This window comes from Rhodospirillaceae bacterium (assembly GCA_028819475.1).
Taxonomy (GTDB): Bacteria; Pseudomonadota; Alphaproteobacteria; order Bin65; family Bin65; genus Bin65.
The window spans coordinates 102,184-125,215 of sequence record JAPPLJ010000030.1 but is presented as its reverse complement, the minus strand read 5'-3'; the positions used below and the strand labels follow the sequence as shown (position 1 = coordinate 125,215).

The window sequence follows — 23,032 nt, the reverse complement described above, 5'->3', positions numbered from 1 at the left end:
AGAGAAAATTTTATTATTTTCGTAAATTTTTCTTAGTTCGCACGTATCGCAGGTTTAGCCCCTTCTAGGCTATCTGCCGCGCCGCGCCCGGCCGTTCCCGAGGACATCCAGCGCCGCTGCGTGCAGGGTGGGCGAGGACGCGGCGAGCGTGAGCCCGGCGCCGGCCTTGAGGGTTAACCGGCCGCCGTCCCAGTCGGTCATGACGCCGCCGGCATTCTCGATCACCGGCACCAGCGCCATGTAGTCCCACGGTTTCATGTCCCCTTCGACATGCAGGTCGATCAGGCCGCTCGCCAGCAGCCCGGCGGCGTAGCCGTCCAGGCCGAAGCGGGTGAGACGGGTTGCCGCCCGGAGCCGGCCATAGGCCTCCGCCGCCGCTGCGTCCCGGAATACGGTCCCTTCGAACATGTCCGGCGCGGTCGTGAACATCGCCGCTTCGGCGAGCGGCCTCGGCGCGGCCGTCCTGACCGGCGCCCCGTTGAAGGTCGTGCCGCGGCCGCGCGCGCCGACCCAGCGTTCGCCGGAAACCGGCTGGTCGATGACGCCCAGGACCGGTTCGCCGTCGCGCAGCAGGGCGATCAGGGTCGTGAAGAGCGGGACGCCGCAGATGAAGCTGCGCGTGCCGTCGATCGGGTCGATCACCCAGACGTAGTCGCGCCCGGCCCCGTCGGAACCGAACTCCTCGCCCACGATGCCGTGGCCGGGGCAGGCCCGTTCCAAGATACGGCGGATTTCCCGCTCGGCGGCCTCGTCGGCGATCGTGACCGGGCTTTCGTCATGCTTGTCGGCCACGGCGATGCCGCTGCGGAAATGCGGGCGGATAACGGCGCCGCTCGCGTCGGCAAGCCGGTTCGCAATCTCGACGAATTCTTCGGGGCAAACGCCGGTCATGGCGCTGCGCCGCCCATCCTCCGACGGGCGGCTACTCCGCTTTCCCGGCGGCGTCGCCCGCCTCGGGGAGCGGCAGGGGCGTATCGGTCTGGGTGCGCAGGAAGGCGATCACGTCGGCGCGCTGCTTGTACTTGCGCAGGCGGTACGTCATCTTCGTGCCCTTGATCTTCGCGCTCGGCCGCTTGAGGAAGGTGTACATTTCCTCGAAGGACCAGTCTCCGCCCGCAGCCTTCATCGCCGAGGAATAGCTGAAACCGTCGACGGTCGCCTTCTCGCGGCCGACCACGCCCCAGAGATTGGGGCCGACGCTGTTGCGGCCGCCCTTGTTCCAGGTATGGCAGGACTTGCACTTGCTGCGCACCAGCTTCTCGCCCTTCGCCGCGTCGGCGGCGGCCAGGGCGACGGCGACCGCCGGGTCCGGGGCGGCCTTTTTCGCCGGCGTGGCGGTTCCGGGCGTGTGCGCGGCTTCCGCCTTGTGGCTGAAATAGGTCTCCGGAACGAGAATATCGCCCACCTTGCTGATCACCAGGGCGCTGATGCCCACGACCAGGACAGAGGCGGCAAGGGAGTTGATATTCATGGCGGCGACCGGGCTTTTCCTGCAACGCAGGCCCCTCGACCCTGGCCGGAAGACGCTGCATTCTGCAACGTCCCGGCAGGGCCGCTCCCGGATCGCCGCGGCACGAGAACGGGCGCGGCGCCGACGGACCTGAACACTTGCCTCCGGTTATAGTGACGGGCCCGCAGCCTCGACAGGCCGGGACTTGGCGACACGATGTCACATAAATCCTTTGCGAACCGCGGGTTACGCCCAATCCAATACCGGGGCCAATACCGGGGCCAAGACCGGGGCTATGACCGAGGCCATGACCGATAACGGCCGGGAATCGCTGGTAATTATCCCTGCCCGGCTGGCCGCGACGCGGCTGCCGGACAAGCCGCTTGCGACAATTGCGGGTGCGCCGATGATCGTCCATGTCTGGCGGCGCGCCGTCGAAGCCGACGTCGGCCCGGTCATTGTCGCCTGCGCCGACCGGGCGATCGCCGAGGCGGTCGAGGCCGCCGGCGGCGAGGCAGTCATGACCGATCCGGCCCTGCCGTCGGGCTCCGACCGGGTCCATGCTGCCGCCGCGAGCCGCGATCCCGAAGGCCGGTTCGATATCGTGGTCAACCTCCAGGGCGACCTGCCGGCGATCGATCCCGCCCTGATCCGCGCGTCGCTCGTCCCCCTGCGCGACCCGGCGGTCGATATCGCGACCCTCGTCGTGCCGACCGCCGATCCGGCCGAGCGCGACAACCCGAACGTCGTCAAGGCCGTGATGAGCCTGGCGGAGGGCGCCGCCGCGGGCCGGGCGCTCTATTTCACCCGGGCCGCCGCGCCGTCCGGCGCCGGGCCGGTCTGGCACCATATCGGAATCTACGCCTGGCGCCGCCCGGCCCTCGACCGCTTCGTCGGCCTGCCGCCGAGCCCGCTGGAGAAGCGGGAGAAGCTGGAACAGCTGCGCGCGCTGGAGGCCGGCATGCGCATCGACGCGGCAGTCGCCGACGGCGTACCCTTCGGAGTCGATACGCCGGAAGACCTTGCACGGGCGCGGGCAATGCTGGAACAAGACGCATGATCGAGACCGCCGCCAACCGCATCGCCTTCCAGGGCACCCTGGGCGCGAACTCCCACATCGCCTGCCGCCAGGTCTACCCGGACATGCAGCCGCTGCCCTGCGCCACCTTCGAGGACAGCTTCGCCGCGGTGCGCGAGGGCGGGGCGCGGCTCGCCATGATCCCGATCGACAATTCGGTCGCGGGGCGCGTGGCGGACATTCACCACCTGCTGCCCCATTCCGGCCTCTACATCATCGGCGAACATTTCCAGCGGGTCGAGCATTGCCTGCTCGGCACGGCGGACGCCGAAATCGGCGGCCTGAAGGAGATCCACAGCCATATCCATGCGCTGGACCAGTGCCGCAACCTGATCGCCGAGCTGGGCGTCGAGCCGGCGATCCATTTCGACACCGCCGGCGCGGCGCGCGACGTCGCGCAATGGGGCGACAGGGCGAAATGCGCCATCGCGTCGTCCCTGGCGGCCGAAATCTACGGCCTGAAGATCCTGCGCGACCAGATCGAGGATGCCGACCACAACACGACCCGCTTCATCATCATGGGGCCGGAGCATCTGACGCCCGCCGCCGGCAGCCGCAAGACGATCACCAGCTTCGTCTTCCGGGTGCGCAGCGTGCCGGCCGCGCTCTACAAGGCGCTCGGCGGCTTCGCGACCAACAACATCAACATCACCAAGCTGGAAAGCTACATCATCGACGGCGCCTTCACCGTCGCCCAGTTCTACGCCGACGTCGAAGGCCATCCGGACGAGCAGGCCATGAAATGGGCCTTCGAGGAGCTCGATTTCTTCACCACCGAATGGACCCTCCTCGGCACCTACCCGGCCAGCCCGTTCCGGGGCTAGGGCGCGGCGGCGGATCGGGTGACCCGACGGTAAAGGGGTTGCCGCGCTTCATCGTCGGCTGTCCGTCGCTACCGGGTCTTTCCTCACTTCCAAGCGCCGAGGTCTTCGAGCGCGGCGTCGAGGAAACCGCCGAGGTCGGCGTCGGCGCAGTCGGATGCAGCCGCCAGCGCGGTCTGGCGACGGCACTCTTCGGCAAAGCCCGGCGCGCGTGAATCAGGCACCCATAGCTGTACGAGGCGCAATCCGGAGACGCGGCGGGCGTCGGAACGGTCGGTCATGGCTTTGCCTCCGGCAGACTGTATCGTTAAATGTCCCAATTACGGATTTCTCGTTAAAAAGCCACGAACGGGATTCGACAGAGAAAGCAAGGCAGTCCCCCTCCCCTTGGGGATTCCTCTGCGAAGGCCGCAAGTATCCGCCAACGGACGCTTTCCTATTCCTCCCCCTCTTCAGAGGGGGAGGCCAGGTGGGGGTGGAGTGGCGCCGGCACGGCCCTACAGCACGCGGACACCCCCATCGACCTCGCTGCGCTCGGCCACTTCCCCCTCTGAAGAGGGGGAAGGAAAAGTTTGCGGCGGCCTGGCCCTTTTCGCAGAGGACTCCTCCAGGGAAGGGGGCGGTGCGCCGGGCACTGGCCGGCAAGCAATGCATTGCCTATGTCGTATCGAACGTAACCGGCATTGCGAGGCTCCCGCCATGTTCTTCATCCCGCGACGCAAGCTGGAGATGCCCGCGCCGGGCCGGGCGCTGAAGGGGCGGGCGCAGGCGATGCCGGTCGAGAACCGGCACAATGTCAACGGCAACCCGATCAAGCCGCCCTTCCCGGACGGCATGGAAACGCTGATCGTCGGCATGGGCTGCTTCTGGGGCGCCGAACGGGTCTTCTGGCAGGCGCCGGGCGTTTATACGACCGCCGTGGGCTACGCCGCCGGCGAGACGCCGAACCCGACCTACGAGGAAGTGTGCAGCGGCATGACCGGCCATAATGAGGTCGTGCTGGTCGTCTACGATCCGGCGACGCTTCCCGCCGAGGAAGTCCTGAAGCTGTTCTGGGAAAACCACGACCCGACCCAGGGCATGCGCCAGGGCAACGATGCCGGCACCCAGTACCGCTCCGGCATCTACTGCACAACGGCGGAACAGAAATCGCTCGCCGAAGCGACGAAGGCGCTGTTCCAGGACCGGCTCGCCGCCGCCGGCTACGGGCCGATCACGACGGAAATCCTCGACGCGCCGGAGTTCTTTTACGCCGAGGACTACCACCAGCAGTATCTGGCGAAGGTTCCCGGCGGCTATTGCGGCCTCGGCGGCACGGGCATCACCTGCCCGGCCGGCGTCGCCGTCGCGGCGGAGTAGCGGTCAGGCCGCCCACTCGGCGCGGACGTCGGGATCGGTCTCCGCCGGTTCCGCGGCTGCCCTCAGCGCTTCGGCCCGCGCCGGATCGAGCCGCCGCAGCGCCCAGACCGCCGCGCCGCGGACCAGCGCCGATCCGTCCTGCAGCAGGCTTTCGGCAGTCGCGGCCAGGTCGGCGCTCCCACTGTTGCCGATCGCGATCAGCACGTTGCGCACGAAGCGGTCGCGGCCGATCCGCTTGATCGCCGACTTGCGGAACAGGGCCCGGAAACCGGCGTCGTCGAGCGCCGCCAGGTCGGCCAGCCGCGGCGCGGTGAGTCCGGCCCGCGGCAGGAAGGCCGGTTCCTCCGTCTGCCGGGCGAACTTGTTCCACGGGCAGACCGCCAGGCAATCGTCGCAGCCGTAGATCCGGTTGCCCATGAGCGGCCGCAAGTCGCGCGGGATCGGTCCCTTGTGCTCGATGGTGAGGTAGCTGATGCAGCGCCGGGCATCGATTTGGCCGGGCGCCGGGAAGGCATCGGTCGGGCAGATGTCGAGGCAGGCGCGGCAGGAACCGCAATGGTCCGTTTCCGGCGGGTCCGCCGGCAGGTCGAGGGTCGTGAGAATGGTTCCGAGGAACAGCCAGCTGCCGAAGTCGCGCGAGACCAGGTTGGTGTGCTTGCCCTGCCAGCCCAGTCCGGCCCGTTCGGCGAGCGGCTTTTCCATCAGGGGCGCGGTGTCGACGAAGACCTTGACCTCCGTTTCGAACCGCCCGGCGATCCAGCGCGCCAGCGCCTTGAGCCGTTTCTTGACAACGTCGTGATAGTCGTCGTTCTGCGCGTAGACGGAGACCGCGCCCCGGTCGCGCTTTTCGAGAACGGCGAGGGGGTCGCCCGCCGGCCCGTAATTCGCGCCGAGCACGATGGCGGTCCGCGCGTCCGGCCACATCCGCTCGGGCGAGCGGCGGCGGGTCCGGGTCATCGCCAGCCAGCCCATGTCGCCGGCATAGCCCTGCAACAGGAAGCGGTCGAGATCGTCGCCGGCCGAAGCCGGCAGCCGGGCATGGGTAAAGCGGACGGCGTCGAACCCCGCGCGCGCCGCCTCGGCCCGGATATCCCCGGCGGCGCTCATCCCCGGACCTGTCCGCTCCGGGTCAGCCGCGCCCGCGATAGGGCGGGACGCCCTGATCGGGCAGCCACAGGCCCGGCGGCGGTTCGCCGGTCTGCCAGAACACGTCGATCGGCATGCCGCCGCGCGGATACCAGTAGCCGCCGATGCGCAGCCATGCCGGCGCCAGCGCCTCGGCCAGCCGTTCGGCGATGCCGACGGTGCAGGCCTCGTGGAACGCGCCGTGGTTGCGGAAGGAAGTCAGGAACAGCTTGAGGGACTTGCTCTCGACGATCCGTTCGGCCGGCACATAGTCGATCACCAGATGGGCGAAATCCGGCTGGCCGGTAAGCGGGCAGAGCGAGGTGAATTCGGGGCACACAAAGCGCACCAGATAGGTCTTGCCGGGGTGCGGGTTGGGGACGGATTCCAGCACCGCCTCGTCGGGCGAGGCGGGAATCTCCGTCGGCTGGCCCAGTTGGGTGAGGGTATGGGTTTCGATCGGGGTGGACATTGTCTCCCTTTCGGGCGTGCTGCGGCGGGCGCTCAGGCGGCCTGCGGATCGAAGGCCGCCTCGGCCGCGGCATGCTCCCGCCTGTATAGCGCGAAACTGCCGGTCTCGACCGCGGACCGGATGTCCCGCATCAGATCCTGGAAGTGTTGCAGATTGTGCCAGGTGAGCAGGACCGGCCCGAGCATCTCGCCGGCCTTGAACAGGTGGTGCAGATAGGCCCGGCTGAAGCGCCGGCAGGCCGGGCAGGGGCAATCCGGATCGAGCGGCCGGTCCGCCCCGGCATGGCGCGCATTGCGGATATTCAGTTCGCCGCCCGGCACGAAGGCCTTGCCTGTGCGGCCGGACCGGGTCGGCAGGACGCAGTCGAACATGTCGATGCCGCGGGCGACCGCGCCGACAATGTCCGACGGCCGGCCGACGCCCATCAGGTAGCGCGGCCGGTCTCCCGGCAGGGCCGGCACCGTCAGGTCAAGCGTCTCGAACATGGCCTGCTGGCCCTCGCCGACCGCCAGGCCGCCGACGGCGTAGCCCTCGAAGCCGATGTCGGCCAGCGCTGCCGCGGATTCGGCGCGCAAATCGGGGAAAACGCTGCCCTGCACGATGCCGAACTGGCCGTAGCCCGGCCGGGCGCGGAAGGCGGCGCGGCTTCGCTCCGCCCAGCGCATGGACAGGCGCATCGAGTCCGCCGCCGCGGCCTTTTCCACCGGCCAGGGCGTGCACTCGTCCAGGACCATGGAGACCGTCGCGTCCAGATCGTCCTGGATCGCCGTCGAGCGCTCGGGCGTGAGCGCGTGTTCGCTGCCGTCGATATGGGAGCGGAAGATCACGCCCTCCTCCGAAAGGGTGCGCAGGCTGCCGAGCGACATGACCTGGAAGCCGCCGCTGTCGGTCAGGATCGGGCCGGGCCAGTCCATGAAGCGGTGCAGGCCGCCCAGCGCCTTGACCCGCGCCGCGCCCGGCCGGAGCATGAGGTGATAGGTGTTGCCGAGCACGATCTCCGCGCCGGTGCCCGCGACATGCGCCGGCAGCATGGCCTTGACGGTGCCCGCCGTGCCGACCGGCATGAAGGCCGGCGTCTCCGCCGTGCCGTGGGCCGTGTGCAGCCGGCCGCGCCGGGCCGCGCCGTCGGTCTCCCGCAGATCGAAGCGGAATTCGGTCACGCCACCGGTCTCACTGGGCGCGCTCCAGCAGGCAGGCGTCGCCGTAGGAGTAGAAACGGTAGCCGTTCTCGACGGCATGGGCGTAGGCGGCCTTCATCTGCGCCGTGCCGGCAAAGGCGCAGACCAGCATGAACAGGGTCGAGCGGGGCAGATGGAAATTGGTCAGCAGCAAATCGGCGCTGCGGATCGGCGAACCGGGGACGATGAAGATGTCGGTGTCCCCGGCGAACGGGCGAACCCGGCCGTTGTCGTCGGTGCAGCTTTCCAGCAGGCGCAGGCTGGTCGTGCCGACGGCGACGATCCGGCCGCCGGCGGCGCGCGCCCGGTTGATCCGCTGCGCCGTTTCGGCGGAGACCGTGCCGGTCTCGGCGTGCATCCGGTGGTCGGCCACCCGCTCCGCCTTGACCGGCAGGAAAGTGCCGGCGCCGACATGCAGGGTGACGAAAGCGCGGTCGACGCCGCGCCGGTCCAGCGCCCCGAACAGGTCTTCGGTAAAGTGCAGGCCGGCCGTCGGCGCGGCGACAGCGCCGCGCGCGCGCGCATAGATCGTCTGGTAATCCTCCCGGTCGTCCATGCACGCCGCGCTCCGCGCGATATAGGGCGGCAGCGGCATTTCTCCGGCGGCGTCGAGGGTTTCCAGCAGCGCCGCCGCCCCGGCCTCGAAGGCGAGCAGGATTTCCCCGCCCGCCCGCTTTTCCAGAACGGTGGCGTCGGGCAGGCCGGGGCAGCGCACGCTATCGCCGGGCTTGAGCCGCCTGCCCGGCCGGGCGAAGGCCAGCCAGCGCGCCTCCGCCTCGCGTTCGCCCGGCATCTGCCGGTGCAGGGTCAGTTCGATCCGGGCCTCGCCGCGCGCCGCCGACCGGACGCCGCGAATCCGCGCCGGGATCACCTTCGTATCGTTCATCACCAGCAGGTCGTCGGGGCGCAGCAGGGCCGGCAGGTCGCGCACCGCGCGGTCGGCCAGCCCGCCGCCGGCCCCGCCACCCACACAGAGCAGCCGCGCCGAATCCCGCGGCCGCGCCGGCGCCTGGGCGATCCGGTCTTTGGGCAGGGCAAAATCGAAGTCGTAGACGCGCATCGGGCTCCCGTCGGCGGCGGGTTTCGGCCTGGGCCGGGTTCCAGCGGTTTCCCTACAGCAATTGGCTTGCGGCTGCGAACGTGGTAGCGGGCCGTATCGTCGCTTTTTCCGCCCGGCGCGACCGCTCCCCCAAGGGTTCGGCCCGTCGGCAGGGCCATGCCGAGGCACCCTATGACAACGGCGGAGACCCCATCGGGCAAGGGCGCCGGGGACGAGAACTTTCCCGTCGGCTCTTTCCTGCTGCCCCGGCGGCTTCGCCCGAAGGTGGCGGTCTTCTACGCCTATGCCCGGGCGATCGACGACATTGCCGACAATCCCGTGCTCGACCCCGACGACAAGGTCGCCCGCCTGGACGGCTTCGACCGCGCCTTGCTCGGCGAGACCGACGACCCGGCCTACGAAAAGGCGCACCGCGTCCGCGAGACAATGGCGGAGACCGGCCAGGTCATCCGCCATTGCCGGGATCTGATCGTCGCCTTCAAGCAGGACGCGGTGAAGTCCCGCTACGACGATTGGGACGACCTGATGGGCTATTGCCGCCACTCGGCGGCGCCGGTCGGGCGGTTTCTGATCGACCTGCACGGCGGGCCGGACAGCGCCTGGCCGGCCGCCGACGCCCTGTGCAACGCGCTCCAGGTCATCAACCACCTCCAGGACTGCGCCGACGACTACCGCAACCTCGACCGGGTCTACTTGCCCGGCGACTGGATGGCGGCCGAGGGCGCGGCGGTCGAGGAGCTGGCGCTGCCCGCCATGCCGCCCGGCCTGCAACGGGTGAAGGACCGCTGCCTCGACGGCGTCGACGCGCTGCTCCGCGACGCCCGGCCCCTGATGCCGGCGCTGCGCAGCCGCCGCCTGGCCTGGGAGAGCGCCGCCATCCTCGCCCTGGCCCACGCCCTGTCGAAGCGCCTGCGCGCCGGCGATCCGGTGGCGGCGCGCATCGAACTGTCGAAGCCCCGCGCCGCTCTCACCGCCGGCCGCGGCGTGCTCGGCGAACTGGGCCGCGCCTGGATGACGCGCCCGCGCGCGCCGACGCCGGGGACGTGAAGGGGGCGTCGAAAATGCGTGACGCCGTGCGAGTGCCGGCGATAGGCTCGGCCGGGTAATCCGTGAAAGCTTCGCAGCGCCGACAGCCCCGTTCCGTGACCGCAACCGCCGCCCGCCCCGATCGCCCGCCGCCGTCCGGCCCGGATAACGGCGCCGACGGCCTGCCGCCGCCGGATTTCGAGGCGCTGACCCACGCCCAGGAGATCGTCCAGGCGTCGGGCACGTCCTTTCTGGCCGCCATGAAAATCCTGCCGGAGGATCGGCGCAACGCGATGTTTGCGATCTACGCCTTCTGCCGGGAGGTCGACGACATCGCCGACGCGGCCGCGCCGGCGGCGGAGAAGATCGGCCGGCTGCAAATCTGGCGCCGGGAGATCGACCGGGTCTATCGCGGCGATCCGCAGATCATGACCCTGCGCGCGCTGGTGCGGCCGGTGCGCCAGTTCGGCCTCGAGAAGGAGGATTTTCTCGCCGTCATCGACGGCATGGAGATGGACGCGATAGAGGACATTCGCGGGCCGAGCCTTTCGACGCTCGACACCTATTGCGACCGGGTGGCGTCGGCGGTCGGCCGGCTCTCGATCCGGGCGTTCGGCGCCGAGGGGGAGCGGGGCCGCCGGGTCGCCCATCATCTCGGCCGCGCCCTGCAGCTGACAAACATCCTGCGCGATCTGGACGAAGACGCAAGGCGCGGCCGGCTTTACCTGCCCGCCGAACTGATCGCCGCGCAGGGACTGGAGTCGCGCGATCCCTATACGGTGCTCGGCCATTCGGCCCTGCCGGCGATCTGCGCCGAGGTCGCGCGCATGGCCAAGCAGCACTACCGGATGGCGCTGCAACACATGCGCCGAAGCCGGCGCGGTCCGATGCGGCCGGCGCGGATGATGATGATGGGCTACCGCGCAATTCTCGCCGCGCTGGAGCGGCGCGGCTGGCAGCGCTATGCCGAGCCGGTATCGCTGTCCCGGCCGCGCAAACTCTGGATCGCCGTGCGCTACGGGCTGATCTGAGCCGGATGACGTCCGATACCGCCTCCCGGGCCTGGGTGATCGGCGCCGGCCTCGCCGGCCTGTCCGCCGCGGTGCGGCTCGCCGGGCTGGGCTGGTCCGTCACCGTGTTCGAAGCGGCCGGCCAGCCGGGCGGGCGCTGCCGCTCGTTCCACGATTCCGCGCTCGACCGCACGATCGACAACGGCAACCACCTGCTGCTGTCCGGCAACCGGTCGGCCATGGGGCTGCTGCGCGATACCGGGGCGCCGGACCCCCTGATCGAGGTTGCGCCCGCGCGCATTCCCTTTGTCGATCTCGGATCGGGGGCGCGCTGGACCCTGCGGCCGAACCGCGGGCCGCTGCCTTGGTGGGTCTGCGCGCCCGGCCGTCGCGTGCCGGACACCGGACTTGCGGACTATGCCGCCGCCCTGAAGCTGCGGCGGGCCAGGGACCGCACGGTCGCCGAGCTGTTCGACGGGCCGCCGGGCTCGGCGCGCCGCCGCCTCTACGAACGGTTCTGGGAGCCGATGGCGGTCGCCGTGCTCAACACCGAGGCTGCCGCCGGCGCGGCCCGGCTGCTCTGGCCGGTGATGGCGGAGATCCTGTTTCGCGGCGAGGCTGCGTTCCGCCCCTGCATCGCGCGCACCGGCCTGTCCGAAAGCTTCGCCGATCCGGCCGTGACATGGCTGGAAGCCCGCGGCGGCCGGTTCCGGCCCGGCGTCCGCATCCGTTCGGTCTCCTTCGGCGATGCCACGGTGTCCGCGCTGAACGCCGGCGGGGAGACGGTCGCGGTCGCGTCGGGCGAACCCGTCGTGAGCGCCGTGCCGCCCGCCGCCTGCGCCGCCCTGTTCCCGGAGGTCGCGACGCCGGCGGAATACCGGCCGATCGTGAACCTGCATTACGTCGTCGGGGAGGGGGTTGCGTTGCCCGGCGGGCTGCCGCTGCTGGGGCTGATCGGCGGAACGGCGCAATGGCTGTTCCTGCGCGGCGACGTGCTCTCCGTCACCATCAGCGCCGGGGTCGCCGAGGCCGCCCTGCCCCACGACCGTCTCGCCGCCACGGTGTGGGACGAAATCCGCCGGGCGACCGGCGCGGCAGGCCCCATGCCGTCCGGTCCCGTGCCGCCCTGCCGGGTCATTACCGAAAAGCGCGCCACCATCGCCCAGACGCCGGCCCAGGACCGGCTGCGGCCGGGCGCAACGACCCGCTGGCGCAACCTGTATCTCGCCGGCGACTGGACCGACACCGGCCTGCCGGCCACCATCGAAGGCGCGATCCGGTCGGGCGAGACTGCCGCAAATGCCATCGGCCGCCCGCGGGCAGCGGGATAGGCGGTTCGGCCAATTCCGGTATCTCCCGGGAGGATTTCTCTGTGAAAAGTCGCAAGCCGGATCCGACAGGCAGAACGACGCGTCCCCCCTCCCCTTGGGCGAGGGGGTCAGGGGGAGGGGTATGCGGCCTCTGTCGCGGTGCGGGGTTCCGACATCGGCGCGGCGGCAGGCGACCCCTCCCCTAGCCCCTCCCCCAAGGGGAGGGGGATTCGTTCGGTGCCTCTTCACAGAGGAATCCGGCCGCCCCTCAGGGACGGAGCCCGCTGACCAGGGCGACATAGTCCGGGTCGTCGGGCGGGATCAGGCCGTGGCGGATCAGGAAGTCGATGATGACCAGGTTGCAGTTGTCCTTGAATTCCCGGGTTTCGGCGACGATCCCGGCGACCCGTTCGATCGGCCAGAGGGCGAAACTCTCGATCTCGCCGTCGGTGTTGCGGGGCACGAAGTCCGGCGGCAACTCCAGGTCGAAACAGAATTGCACGTCGGGCTTGAGGCCTTCCGGCGCCTGCTGGACATAGGTTATCGCGCCAACCGGCCGGGCCCGCCGCGCCAGGGCTTCGGGAATGTCCGCTTCCTCGGCGCATTCCTTGACCAGGTTTTCCATGAGGCCGAGCCCGGCGGGCTGGCCGCCGGCCACCATATTGTCGAGCCGGCCCGGATAGGTCGGCTTGTCCCGGGCGCGCCGCCCGATCCACATGTGCAGCGCGCCGTCGCGCCGGGTGTAGCCGTTGAGGTGAACGCCCCAGGCGCGCAGCCCGAGAAAGGGCACGGCGGCCCGGTCGACGACGAATGCGGGCGTTTCGCCGAACCGGCGCGCCGCCGGATAAAGCTCGCCGCGCAGCCGCGCGATGGCTCCGGCCTCCGACAGGCGCGCCGCGGCCCCGGCCATGGCCTCGTTTCGCGCCGCGACCGCCCCCGGCCCGCCTGCAGCCAGACCGTCCGCAAAGGTCAGGCTGCCGTCGCCGGCCCGGACGATGGCGGCGGTGGCGGCGAGCAATGCCTCGATCCGGTCGTTGCGCACCGCGCCGAGGCGCCGGCCATCGACGGCAAACGGCGCAAAGGCCGCCGGATCGTGCCGGTTGATTTCGCGAACCCGGTCCAGGAAGCTCATGCGCGGCGCGCAGGGCTGCCGGCCTGTCGCCCGCTCATGCGGGCGCGGTCACGGTCAGGCCGATCACCAGTCCGCCGATCAGGCCGCAAACGCCGAGAACGAGGGCCGCCAGCGCGATCCGGACCGGCCATTTCCGGCCGCGCCCGGCGACCAGCGCGATCCCGGCCATGAGCACGGCAGCCAGCCCGGCCGGCAGCGGAACCATCAGGCCGGCGACGGCCATGGGAAGGGCGAACAGCGACAGGGCGATGGAGAAGGCGGCGCGCACTCCGGTCAGGCGCGTCCGGGGCTCGCGCGCCCGGGATTTGCGTGCCCGCGGGCGGGCGGCCTTCGGCGGGGGCCGCTTCTTCCCGGCGGGGCGGGCGGATCGCTTCTTTCCCGATTTTGCAGCGGCACTCATGACGCTGTCGCAGGCAGCGCATCAGTGGCGGTATTCCGGGCACTCCCGTTCCAGAATCCGATGCACCGAACGGAAGTGGTTCTCCGCCATGTCGGCCTCGTCTTCCGCGATCTGTTGCGCGGTCAGTTCGGCAACGTCCTCCGGCACCGGCCGCAGCGGTTTGCCGGTCGACAGCGCCATGACCTGGTGCATCGCCGCGCGTTCCAGGTAGTAGAGCCGGTTCCAGGCAAGCGGCACGGTCCCGCCGGTCACGATGACGCCGTGGTTGGCGAGAAACAGGGTGGAGCGGTTGCCCAGCGCCGCCGCAATGCGGTCGCCCTCCTCACGGTACCCGGCGAGACCGTTATAGGCGTCGTCGTAGCTGACATCGTTGTGGAACATGAGCGAAGTCTGGCTGAGTGGCAGCAGCGTGGGATCTTCCAGCATGGTCAATGCCGTCGCATGGGGCATGTGGGTGTGCAGAACGCATTTCGCCTGCGGCGCCGCCTTGTGCAGGCGCCAGTGGATATAGAAGGCGCTGGCTTCCGGCGGCTCGTCGCCTTCGACCAGGGCGCCGTCGTCGTCCACGAGCAGCAGGCTGGACGCGGTGACTTCCGACCAGTGCAGGCGCCGGGGATTGATCAGGAACAGGCCGTCGGAGCCGGGAACGGCGAAACTGAAATGGTTGCAGACGCCTTCGCCGAAGCCGAGCCGGTCCGCCATGCGCAAGGCGGCGGAAAGGTCCCGGCGCGCCTGCCGGATCGTTTCGCTCCGGGGATTTGTCGAAAGGTTCGCCACAGCCGGCGCCTCCCTGAATAATCTGTGAACAGTCTGTCGGGCCGATGGCGCAGGAATGTGACCGCGGCCCCCCGGCCGGTCAAGACCGTGCCGCGGCGCTCCGTTCAACGCCGCTGCAGCTAACGGATTTTGCACGCCTTCGTGAACGAAAGCGATTGGATTCGCCGGGGCCCATGCGTAGGTTTGTATGGCTTTTTCGCCACTCACCGAGAACCGACATTCCGGAGGATTCCATCATGAAAACAGTCAACGCATTGACCGTTGCCGCGGCCGTTGCCGGCGCCCTTTCCCTGGCCGCCGTGACCGCCGCGACCCCGGCCATGGCCGCCAAGACGAAGTGCTACGGCATCGCCAAGGCCGGCCAGAACGATTGCGGCAACGCCGCGGGCACGCACAGCTGCGCCGGCCAGTCCAAGGTCGACTACAGCGGTGACGACTGGAAAGGCGTCGCCTCGGCAACGGCCTGCACCGAGATGGGCGGCCAGACGAAGCCCTTCAAGGGTATGAACCCGAAGAAGAAGTCCAGCTGACGCCGGAAAGTTCGAAGGGGCGGCGCGGCCCGGCCGCGCCGCCTTTATTTTCGCCTGCGCATCATGCGCCTCTATCGTCTCCGGACGAAGGAAAACGCCTTGCCAGTTGTGCGCGGGCGTCCAGATATAAAGGGCCGACGGCGGCAGCGAATGGCGGTAGCGAATGGCGGCAGGGGACGGCATGGCCATCGAACACGGGGCCATCGAACACGGGACCGGGCTGGCTGACGCTTTCGCGCGCGATCCGGTCCCCGCCGCCGCCGGCATCGGCCTGCGCCATACCCATTACGGCGACTTCCTGAACGGCCGGCCGGCGACCGCATGGATCGAGGTTCATTCGGAAAACTATCTGTGCCCGGGCGGTCCGCGGCTGGCGACGCTCGAGGCGATCCGCCGGGACTATCCCCTGAGCTGCCACGGCGTCGGCCTGTCGCTCGGCAGTGCCGAAGGGCTTGATACCGCCCATCTTGCGCTTTTGCGGTCCCTGTTCGACCGGTTCGAGCCCGGCCTGGTTTCCGAGCATGTCTCCTGGAGCACGACCGGCGGCGACTATCTGAACGACCTGCTGCCGCTGCCCTATACCGAAGAGGCGCTGGACACCCTGGTGCGCAACATCGGCCAGGCGCAGGACGCACTCGGCCGGACCATCCTGATCGAAAATCCGTCCTCCTACGTCACCTTCGCCGAATCGGCGATCCCGGAATGGGAATTCTGCGTCGAAGCGGCGAAGCGCAGCGGCTGCGGCCTGCTGCTGGACGTCAACAACATCCATGTCAGCGCCTTCAACCACGGCTACGACGCGCTGAACTTTATCGATGCGATTCCCGGCGAGCTGGTCGGCTAAATCCATATCGCCGGCCACGCCGATACGGAGTGGGACGGCCGGCCGGTGCTGATCGACGATCACGGATCGACCGTGAAAGAGGCGGTCTGGGACCTGCTGGATACCGCGCTCGCGCGGGTCGGGCCGAAACCGGTTCTCATGGAATGGGATCTGGACCTGCCGCCGCTCGACACCCTGCTCGGCGAAGCGGCGCGGGCGCAGGCGGCGCTGGACAGGCTTGGGCCCGAGCCCCGGATTCTGGACGATGTTGCCTGACCTGCAAGCCGCCTTCCGCGCCGCAACGATCGGCCGCGACGGCGAGGCGGTGGCGGCCCTTTCCGCCGGCGGCATGCAGAACGGCCATCGCTTCGGCATTTACCGGAACAATATCTACCGGTCGCTGGCCGGCGTGCTCGAGGCCGCGTTCCCGACCGTCCGCAATCTGGTCGGCGATGAGAAATTCACCGTGCTGGCCCGGCGGTTTATCGCGGAATACCCGCCGCAACGGCCCCAGCTGTTCGCCTATGGCGGCGACTTCGCGGCCTTCCTGGCCGGCTTTGCGCCGGCGGTCGAGGAACTGCCCTTCCTGCCCGATCTCGCGCGGGTCGAGTGGGCGGTGAACGAGGCCTATTTCGAGGCCGATGCCAAAATGCTGAACGCCGGACAGCTCGCCGGACTGGCGCCGGAACGCTATGCCGGATTGCGCCTCGGGCTGCATCCGACGGTACGCCTGATCGAATCGGACTGGCCGGTCTGGGACCTGTGGGGCGCCGAGGCGCTACCGGATTCGGGGCCGGATCCCGGGCCGCCCGGAAAGCAGGAGGGCGGGCAGCGCGTGCTGGTGCGCCGGCCGGAAAGCAAGGTCGACGTGGTCATGGCGACGCACGGCGACTTCGCCTTCCTCAGCGCGCTTGCCGCCCGCGATACGCTCGGTGAAGCTGCCGCTGCCGGCGTCGCCGCCGACCCGGACTTCGATCTTTCGGCCTGCCTCGCCGGACATCTGGCGGGCGGCACATTCCATTCCCACGTCACCAGCGATGCCGGCTGATTCCGGCAGGGCATCCCGGAACACCAGTCACGCAAGGAGCCGAACCCCATGAGAATGACCGAAACCAGGGCGACGGAAGAGGGGCTGGACGGCCTGATCCAGCAGACGTTCCGCCTCTTCGAGCTGATCCCCTATTCGCTGCTCGCGCTGGGCGCGCGGTTTGCCGTCGGCCTGTTTTTCTTCCGCTCGGCGCTGACCCGGGTCGGCGAGAAGATCGACCTCGGCTTCATGAGCATCCCGCTGCCCTGGGCGATTGCGGACAATCAGGATTTCGTGTTCGCCGAGTACAAGTATTTCGGTTTCGAGATGCCGGAATGGTTCCACGCCATTTCCATGCATCCGATCGTCTGGGCCGAGAGCATCGCGCCGCTGTTCCTGATGGTCGGCCTGGCGTCGCGCTACGCGGCCTTCGTCCTGTGCGTCATGGCGCTCGTCATCGGCCTGGTCGTCTATCCGAACTTCTTTTCCAAGGAGACGCTGGCGATCGCCGTGCTCGCCGCCATTGTCTTCAAGGGCGGGCCGGGGATCATTTCGCTGGATGCGCCGCTCCGGCGGATGCGCTGGCCGAACAACTGATCCTGCGTCCCCTTCGACAGGCTCAGGGCAGGCTCTCGATACGGCGCGACGCCTAGAACACCCAGTAGCCGCCGTCGATCAGGTGGCTGTCGCCGGTGTGGAAGGCCGAGGCGTCGCTCATCAGGTAGACGGCGATGCCGCCGAAATCCTCCGGCCGGCCCCAGCGCCCGGCGGGCGTGCGGGGCAGGGCGGCCTCCGCGAACCGGTCCCAGGCGAACAGCGTCATTGCACTTCGAATACGAAAAATGGGATCTGAAAATCAGGTCCCATTTTTCGGCCTTGACAATTGCCCTCATATGTGTTTCGTTGCAGCGCCTTCGTCGGTTCGATCCGTCGAAACGACGAAGGCCCCGGCGTCGCACCGCCGGGGCCCTCCAATCTGCGGAGCATAAGGAATGCCCGCTCATCAACACGAGTAGTATACATGACTGACCTAGACCTGGCGAGGCAAAACGCACCCGTCGAGGACGAAATCTCCATTTCTCTCAGCGACATCCCAAGACGCTTGGAGGCATCCGTGACTATACCTGTCGTAATGGGCCCAACGGTCAGCAGCGGGATTCCTACCGTCGTTGGATGCATACCGGCTGGCGTCTTGGCGTGCCGCTTCAAGGTTCCGTATCGCGATTCGCTCCGCAAGACCGGGTACCAGCGCAAGCCGCAACCGGGTCGGGTGAGCAAACTGGCAAAAGACCTAAGGGCTGAAACCGTCGACATACCAACGGCGGTCTTGCTGAATGTTCGGGAACGGCACGCTGAGCATCTCATCGAAATGGCGAAAGGCGGATCAATCGAGATAGATTCTGCCGACGAATCGTTTTCGCTCTACGTCGTTGATGGTCAGCACCGCGTTCTGGCAATACGGCAGCTTTGCGAAGAAGATCTCGAAGTCTGGAAAAACTTTTCTGTACCGTTCGTCTTGATGCTCGGTGCAGACGAACATCAGGAATTGCGGCAATTCTACGTCGTAAACAGCAACGCCAAATCGGTGAAAACAGACCTAGCGTTCGACCTGTTGAAACAGCAGACCGACCACGATGGGAAGGTGATGGATCAGGCAATCCGGGATAACAAGGCTTGGCAGATCAGTGGTCAATGCCTTGTGGATGTCTTGAACAAAACTTCGCCCATCTGGAAAGACCGGATCCGCCTCGCAAACGAAGACAAGGGTGACAAGATCATACCGGCCGCGAGCTTCATCAGTTCGCTGAAACCGTTGGTGAGCAGTCACTACTTCGGGCAGCTCGGTACTGAAAATCAGGTCCGGGTACTGAATGCGTTTTGGAAAGCGGTCAAAGAAGTGTGCCCCCAGCCGTTCGAAGGGCAGTACGGCAGCGACGGCGATCTCGAATTCCGGCCGTCGGACTTCACCTTACAGAAGGGTATCGGCGTTACTGCGATGCACGAACTCTTACTCGTTGTTCTCGAACATGTACGTTCTCGGGGTGCAAGTGTGTTCGACAGTGCAGCATATGTGGACCTGCTGGCTCCGGTCTTCGAAAATGTTCATGGCGACAACACCGATGGCGAAACCGTTCAAAGCCCGGAGTTTTGGCTTGTTGCACCGAAGGGCGGCGCCGCTGGCGGTTTTTCCTCAAGCGCCGGCAAACGGGTTCTTCGGGCAATGCTCCTGCGCCATCTTCCCGATATGGAAGTCGAGTAACCGAGGTCTCGTATAGGCCTGCAATGTGCTGGTAGTCAGCATTGGCACCAAATTTGCTCCAGTTGCCCGTCGAGGCGATTGCCAACACACGCCAAGGTGATCCTCCTAGCCCGCTTCGTAGAGGCGGGTTAGGAGGCCTAGTCTGGGCGGCCTAGAACACCCAGTAGCCACCGTCGATCAGGTGGCTGTCGCCGGTGTGGAAGGCCGAGGCGTCGCTCATCAGGTAGACGGCGATGCCGCCGAAATCCTCCGGCCGGCCCCAGCGCCCGGCGGGCGTGCGGGGCAGGGCGGCCTCCGCGAACCGGTCCCAGGCGAACAGCGTCTCGGTCATGTCGGTCTCGATCCAGCCGGGCAGGATGGCGTTGGCGGTGATGCCGTAGCGCGCGAAATCGACCGCCATCGCCCGGATCATCGAGACGACGGCGCCCTTGGTTGCGCCGTAATGCTCGTTGCGCGCCGCGCCGGAGAGGGCGGCGAGGCTCGCCGTGGCGACCAGCCGGCCGCCGGGATCGCCCTCTTCCGCCCGCTCGACCATGTGCCGGGCCGCCGCGCGCAGGGTGTAGAACGCGCCGTCCAGGTTGACCCGCATCACGCGCTGCCATTCGGCGTCGTCGATCTCGAAAAAGCTGCGTTTCCGGCCGGTGACCCCGGCGTTGGCGAACGCGCCGTCGACCCGGCCGAATTCGGCGAGGGTCTCGGCGAAGGCGGCCTCGACCGCGGCGCTGTCCGAAACGTCGACCTGCTGCGAACGGACCTTGCGGCCGGGCTCCGCCAGCGTTTCGGCCGCGGCGGCGTTTTTTTCCGCGTTGGTGCCCCAGATGCAGATGTCGGCGCCCGCCTGCGCCATCGCTTCGCAGAAGCCGAGGCCGATGCCGCCGTTGCCGCCGGTGACGAGCGCAACCTTTCCGGTCAGGTCGAACGGCTTGTACATGGCGGGCGCTCCCGGCGATGAAGACCCGCCTATAAAGCCGAACCGCCCGCGCCGTTCAAGTGCCGCCCCGACCTGGCGGCATCCCGGCCTTGAGTTCCGCAAGGCGGCGGCGCGCGCCCAAGCGGCCCGCCCGGAGGTTCTGAGACGGCAATCGCCTGTCGAATTGGCCGGCGGCACGGTTTTGCCCCTGCCGGCCCGGTCGTTTATTCGGTTGACAAGCCCATCGCCGGATCGCTATATCTTCGTGCGAAACGCAAGCTGGCTTGCCTTCATTCCGAGGCCCGCGCTCCGGCGCGGGCTTTCGCGTTTCCGGGACCCATGGATTTCCAGTGACCTATATTGCGTATCTGGACGAATTCGGCCATGTCGGTCCGTACATCGATCGGACGCACCCGAAGCACAATGACAGTCCCGTTTTCGGCCTCGCCGGCTTCGTCCTGCCCCTGGACGAGGTCAGGGGCTTTGCGACATGGTTCTTCAAGCGAAAGTGCGAATTGCTCGCTTTCGAAATCGCCCGGTCCGAGGAACATCCCGCAATGTGGGAGAAGAAGGGATCGAGCCTCTACACGGTCAGGAACGTTGCAACCTACCCCGAACTCCGCAAGTTCACGAATCGCCTGCTCAACAAAATTGCAAGGCTCGGCGGGTTCGTGTTCTACGTCGGAATCGGGAAAACGGCGCCTGTCGGTATTCACAATCCGAATCTGCTCTACCGGAGGATCCTCAGCGAGGCCATAAATCGCCTCGATGACTTTTGCATCGAAGATTGCATTCCATCGAGCAATTTTGTGATGGCGCTTGACGAGCACGACCAACGCGCCGCCCTGATTACCGAAGCGTCGCGCAAAATGTTCGGAGGGGCGCAGCCGAGGCGTCACCTTATCGAACCCCCGTTTCAACTGGAAAGTCACCGATACCAGACGTTGCAGGCTGCGGACTGGATTGCCGGGCTGGTTGGCCGATTTGGCGCAGTTTGGGTCGACCCGGACGGCTTTCACGAAAATGCGGTCTTCCGGAAATTCTTCGAGGACCGGCTTCGCCGCGCCAGCCGGAGAAGCGGAATACGCACCTGAAGTCCGGCTTCCGGGAGCCTTATTTGAAACTCCCCTACGGTCTCTCCGCCCGGCCCGGTGCTCGCGACAAACGTCCACCGCAGCAAACCGGTTTCCGTGCCCGGAAAATTCAGACTGAATAGATGCCGACGAATAGCGAACCGGGCCACCGCCGGCCCTTTACAGGCGCGGCGGGCGCGGGCATGGATGGCGGACGACGAACGGGAGCGGGAAACGGTAACCATGGCGCGCGAAACCTTCACCTGGCAGGCCGAATGGGCGCACATTTCCTATGCGGAGACCAGCCAGTTCACCGAGACCTACGGTTTCGCCGGCAGCCACGGCGCGGTGAACCTGGAAGGCGTCCGCTTTCTTCCGGAAGGCCGGCCCTCGGACACGCTGCTCGTCTACATGCACCCGGCCTCGACGCTCCAACTCCTGCCCATGCCGCGGGCGATGGCGCGCCACGGCGTCCATGTCCTGTGCGCCGCCAGCCGCTATCCGAAGAACGATACGGCGCTGATCATGGAAAAGGTCGCGGCCGATCTCGGCGCCTGGGTCCGCCACGCGAAGGAGGACTGGGGCTACGACAAGGTCGTGCTGGTCGGCTGGTCCGGCGGCGGCTCGCTCTCCCTGTTCTACCAGTCCCAGGCCGAGAACCCGACGATCGTCCACACGCCGGCCGGCGACCCCTACGACCTGACCGCCGCGGGACTGATTCCCGCCGACGCGCTCATCTTCCAGGCCGCGCACCTGTCCCGCGCCGTGGTGCTGACCGACTGGATCGACCCGTCCGTGCGCGACGAAAACGATCCCGACAACCGCGACCCGGAACTGGACCTCTACGATCCCGATAACCCGAACCGGCCGCCCTACAGCGCCGACTATATCGCCCGCTTCCGCGCCGCACAGCTCGGCCGGATGCGCCGCAAGACGGCGTATGTCCGCCAGATGCTCGAAGACCTGAAGAAGCGCGGCGGCAACGAGGTCGAGCGCAGCCTGATCACCCACCGGACCATGGCGGAGCCGCGCTTCCTCGATCCAGCGCTGGACCCGAACGACCGCAAGCCGGGCGCGTGCTATCTCGGCGTGCCGGAAACGGTGAACAGCGGCCCGGTCGGCATCGGGCGCTTCTCGACCCTGCGCGCCTGGCTCAGCCAATGGTCGCCGGACGATACCAACGCCCATGGCGAGAAATGCGCGCGCACGGTCGGCGTGCCGTTGCTGGCGATCGAGAATTCGGCCGACGATGCGGTGCCGCAACCCCACACCGGCATGATCCATGCCGCCGCCGGCAGCGCGGACAAGACGATGAAGGTGATAAAGGGCGCCACCCACTACTATCTCGGCCAGAAGGACAAATTGCAGGAAGCGGCCGACACCTGCATCGACTGGCTGAACGCGAGAGGCTTCTGTGCCTGACCCGGACGGCCCGGCGGGCGGCGGCCCGCAAATCGGAGGACTGGAGGGCCGGGTCGCCATCGTCACCGGCGGCGGCCAGGGCATCGGCCGGGCGGCGGCCCATGCCTTCGCGGCCTGCGGCGCGCTGCCAGTCGTCGCCGACATAGACGGCGAAAAAGCGGCCTCGGTGGCCGGCGAGATCGGCGAAGCTGCCCTGGCTGTGCCGACCGACGTCGCCGACCCGGCCTCGGTCGAAGCGCTGGCCGAAACCGTGCTGCGCGCGCGGGGCCGGATCGACATCCTGTTCAACTGCGCCGCGATCTTCTCGACCCTGAAGATGCGCCCGTTCTGGGAGATCCCGCTCGACGAGTGGCGGCGGGTGATCGACGTCAACGTCACCGGCACGATGCTGGCGACCAGGGCGGTCGTGCCGGCGATGCGCGAAGCCGGCTGGGGGCGGGTGATTAACGTCTCCTCGGCCGCGGTCAACCGCGGGCGCGACCGATACCTGCATTATATTGCATCAAAGTCCGCTGTGATCGGCATGACACGCTCGATGGCGCGGGAATTGGGCGACTTCGGCATTGCAGTAAATTGCATACTGCCCGGCGCAACCATGACGGAAATTCCGCGCGAGACGACCACGGCCGAGGGTTTCAGGGCCTTCGCCCAGAGCCAGTGCTTCAAGCGCACGGAAACGCCGGACGACCTGATCGGCGCCATCCTGTTCCTCGCCTCGCCGCAGACCGGCTTCCTGACCGGCCAGTCGCTGACCGTCGACGGCGGCGGCTCGCACCTGTAGTCCGGCCG

Annotated in this window: 25 protein-coding genes and 1 pseudogene; 14 read left to right on the top strand and 12 right to left on the bottom strand. The window is 68.0% G+C overall.

Features of this window, described 5'->3' with window-relative positions; all coding sequences use genetic code 11:
* Positions 1–69 precede the first annotated feature (69 nt).
* Both OXM58_08135 and OXM58_08130 read right to left on the bottom strand, forming a co-directional pair.
* Positions 70–891, bottom strand: coding sequence for a histidinol phosphate phosphatase (locus tag OXM58_08135; protein MDE0148326.1), 822 nt, complete (start codon positions 889–891; stop codon positions 70–72).
* Between the two features lie 31 nt (positions 892–922).
* Positions 923–1,471 carry a cytochrome c family protein gene (locus OXM58_08130; protein MDE0148325.1) on the bottom strand — a complete coding sequence of 183 codons (549 nt, stop codon included), beginning with the start codon at positions 1,469–1,471 and terminating at the stop codon, positions 923–925.
* 274 nt (positions 1,472–1,745) lie between these two features.
* On the opposite strand from OXM58_08130, the gene OXM58_08125 reads away from it, so the two are divergent.
* Together OXM58_08125 and OXM58_08120 are read left to right on the top strand one after the other, a co-directional pair.
* On the top strand, positions 1,746–2,510 hold the full coding sequence (locus OXM58_08125) for a 3-deoxy-manno-octulosonate cytidylyltransferase (GenBank protein ID MDE0148324.1): 765 nt from the start codon (positions 1,746–1,748) through the stop codon (positions 2,508–2,510).
* Positions 2,507–3,352 carry a prephenate dehydratase gene (locus OXM58_08120; GenBank protein ID MDE0148323.1) on the top strand — a complete coding sequence of 282 codons (846 nt, stop codon included), beginning with the start codon at positions 2,507–2,509 and terminating at the stop codon, positions 3,350–3,352. The genes OXM58_08125 and OXM58_08120 overlap by 4 nt, the downstream gene beginning before the upstream one ends.
* Before the next feature lie 83 nt (positions 3,353–3,435).
* On the opposite strand, the gene OXM58_08115 is transcribed toward OXM58_08120, so the two are convergent.
* Positions 3,436–3,630: a DUF3018 family protein gene (locus OXM58_08115; protein ID MDE0148322.1), complete on the bottom strand. Its 195-nt coding sequence runs from the start codon at positions 3,628–3,630 to the stop codon at positions 3,436–3,438.
* Between the two features lie 418 nt (positions 3,631–4,048).
* Between OXM58_08115 and msrA the strand changes: the two genes are divergently transcribed.
* On the top strand, positions 4,049–4,708 hold the full coding sequence (gene msrA / locus OXM58_08110; protein MDE0148321.1) for a peptide-methionine (S)-S-oxide reductase MsrA: 660 nt from the start codon (positions 4,049–4,051) through the stop codon (positions 4,706–4,708).
* Between the two features lie 3 nt (positions 4,709–4,711).
* Here the strand turns inward: msrA and queG are convergent, their stop codons facing one another.
* The 4 genes from queG to queA are packed head-to-tail and all read right to left on the bottom strand — an operon-like array spanning position 4,712 to position 8,543.
* The gene (gene queG / locus OXM58_08105; GenBank protein MDE0148320.1) at positions 4,712–5,815 is read right to left on the bottom strand and encodes a tRNA epoxyqueuosine(34) reductase QueG; all 1,104 of its coding nucleotides are present in this window, start codon (positions 5,813–5,815) and stop codon (positions 4,712–4,714) included.
* Between the two features lie 22 nt (positions 5,816–5,837).
* Positions 5,838–6,305, bottom strand: coding sequence for a preQ(1) synthase (gene queF, locus OXM58_08100; protein ID MDE0148319.1), 468 nt, complete (start codon positions 6,303–6,305; stop codon positions 5,838–5,840).
* Positions 6,306–6,337: 32 nt separating this feature from the next.
* Positions 6,338–7,465: a tRNA guanosine(34) transglycosylase Tgt gene (gene tgt / locus OXM58_08095; GenBank protein MDE0148318.1), complete on the bottom strand. Its 1,128-nt coding sequence runs from the start codon at positions 7,463–7,465 to the stop codon at positions 6,338–6,340.
* A 10-nt stretch (positions 7,466–7,475) separates the two neighbouring features.
* Positions 7,476–8,543 (bottom strand): tRNA preQ1(34) S-adenosylmethionine ribosyltransferase-isomerase QueA, encoded by a 1,068-nt coding sequence (gene queA, locus OXM58_08090; protein ID MDE0148317.1) that lies wholly within the window; start codon positions 8,541–8,543, stop codon positions 7,476–7,478.
* Between the two features lie 171 nt (positions 8,544–8,714).
* On the opposite strand from queA, the gene hpnC reads away from it, so the two are divergent.
* The 3 genes from hpnC (at position 8,715) to hpnE (ending at position 11,910) form a co-directional block, all read left to right on the top strand.
* Positions 8,715–9,590, top strand: coding sequence for a squalene synthase HpnC (hpnC, locus tag OXM58_08085; GenBank protein ID MDE0148316.1), 876 nt, complete (start codon positions 8,715–8,717; stop codon positions 9,588–9,590).
* A gap of 95 nt (positions 9,591–9,685) precedes the next feature.
* Positions 9,686–10,600 carry a presqualene diphosphate synthase HpnD gene (gene hpnD, locus OXM58_08080; GenBank protein MDE0148315.1) on the top strand — a complete coding sequence of 305 codons (915 nt, stop codon included), beginning with the start codon at positions 9,686–9,688 and terminating at the stop codon, positions 10,598–10,600.
* 5 nt (positions 10,601–10,605) lie between these two features.
* On the top strand, positions 10,606–11,910 hold the full coding sequence (gene hpnE, locus OXM58_08075) for a hydroxysqualene dehydroxylase HpnE (GenBank protein ID MDE0148314.1): 1,305 nt from the start codon (positions 10,606–10,608) through the stop codon (positions 11,908–11,910).
* 247 nt (positions 11,911–12,157) lie between these two features.
* Here hpnE and OXM58_08070 read toward each other — a convergent pair whose 3' ends face one another.
* The 3 genes from OXM58_08070 to OXM58_08060 form a co-directional block, all read right to left on the bottom strand.
* Positions 12,158–13,021, bottom strand: coding sequence for a DUF4743 domain-containing protein (locus OXM58_08070; GenBank protein ID MDE0148313.1), 864 nt, complete (start codon positions 13,019–13,021; stop codon positions 12,158–12,160).
* A gap of 34 nt (positions 13,022–13,055) precedes the next feature.
* Positions 13,056–13,289 carry a hypothetical protein gene (locus OXM58_08065; protein ID MDE0148312.1) on the bottom strand — a complete coding sequence of 78 codons (234 nt, stop codon included), beginning with the start codon at positions 13,287–13,289 and terminating at the stop codon, positions 13,056–13,058.
* A 153-nt stretch (positions 13,290–13,442) separates the two neighbouring features.
* Positions 13,443–14,198 (bottom strand): aldolase, encoded by a 756-nt coding sequence (locus OXM58_08060; protein ID MDE0148311.1) that lies wholly within the window; start codon positions 14,196–14,198, stop codon positions 13,443–13,445.
* Between the two features lie 236 nt (positions 14,199–14,434).
* Here OXM58_08060 and OXM58_08055 point away from each other — a divergent pair, with 236 nt between their 5' ends.
* From OXM58_08055 to OXM58_08040, 4 genes and pseudogenes are all read left to right on the top strand, one after another.
* Positions 14,435–14,728: a DUF2282 domain-containing protein gene (locus OXM58_08055; GenBank protein MDE0148310.1), complete on the top strand. Its 294-nt coding sequence runs from the start codon at positions 14,435–14,437 to the stop codon at positions 14,726–14,728.
* Between the two features lie 181 nt (positions 14,729–14,909).
* Positions 14,910–15,827: pseudogene (locus OXM58_08050) on the top strand (DUF692 domain-containing protein).
* Complete coding sequence (locus OXM58_08045; GenBank protein ID MDE0148309.1) at positions 15,817–16,599, top strand: DNA-binding domain-containing protein; 783 nt, start codon at positions 15,817–15,819, stop codon at positions 16,597–16,599. The pseudogene OXM58_08050 and the gene OXM58_08045 overlap by 11 nt, the downstream one beginning before the upstream one ends.
* A 48-nt stretch (positions 16,600–16,647) precedes the next feature.
* Positions 16,648–17,175 carry a DoxX family protein gene (locus OXM58_08040; protein MDE0148308.1) on the top strand — a complete coding sequence of 176 codons (528 nt, stop codon included), beginning with the start codon at positions 16,648–16,650 and terminating at the stop codon, positions 17,173–17,175.
* Positions 17,176–17,227: 52 nt separating this feature from the next.
* On the opposite strand, the gene OXM58_08035 is transcribed toward OXM58_08040, so the two are convergent.
* The gene (locus tag OXM58_08035; GenBank protein ID MDE0148307.1) at positions 17,228–17,401 is read right to left on the bottom strand and encodes an SDR family oxidoreductase; all 174 of its coding nucleotides are present in this window, start codon (positions 17,399–17,401) and stop codon (positions 17,228–17,230) included.
* A gap of 198 nt (positions 17,402–17,599) precedes the next feature.
* Between OXM58_08035 and OXM58_08030 the strand changes: the two genes are divergently transcribed.
* On the top strand, positions 17,600–18,838 hold the full coding sequence (locus OXM58_08030) for a DGQHR domain-containing protein (GenBank protein ID MDE0148306.1): 1,239 nt from the start codon (positions 17,600–17,602) through the stop codon (positions 18,836–18,838).
* A 151-nt stretch (positions 18,839–18,989) separates the two neighbouring features.
* On the opposite strand, the gene OXM58_08025 is transcribed toward OXM58_08030, so the two are convergent.
* On the bottom strand, positions 18,990–19,769 hold the full coding sequence (locus OXM58_08025) for an SDR family oxidoreductase (protein MDE0148305.1): 780 nt from the start codon (positions 19,767–19,769) through the stop codon (positions 18,990–18,992).
* Positions 19,770–20,098: 329 nt separating this feature from the next.
* Between OXM58_08025 and OXM58_08020 the strand changes: the two genes are divergently transcribed.
* The 3 genes from OXM58_08020 to OXM58_08010 all read left to right on the top strand — a co-directional run bounded on the left by OXM58_08020 (position 20,099) and on the right by OXM58_08010 (position 23,024).
* On the top strand, positions 20,099–20,842 hold the full coding sequence (locus OXM58_08020) for a DUF3800 domain-containing protein (GenBank protein MDE0148304.1): 744 nt from the start codon (positions 20,099–20,101) through the stop codon (positions 20,840–20,842).
* 186 nt (positions 20,843–21,028) lie between these two features.
* A complete protein-coding gene (locus OXM58_08015) occupies positions 21,029–22,243 on the top strand; it encodes a hypothetical protein (protein ID MDE0148303.1) in 1,215 nt (404 codons plus the stop codon).
* A complete protein-coding gene (locus tag OXM58_08010; GenBank protein ID MDE0148302.1) occupies positions 22,236–23,024 on the top strand; it encodes an SDR family NAD(P)-dependent oxidoreductase in 789 nt (262 codons plus the stop codon). The genes OXM58_08015 and OXM58_08010 overlap by 8 nt, the downstream gene beginning before the upstream one ends.
* Positions 23,025–23,032 lie beyond the last annotated feature (8 nt).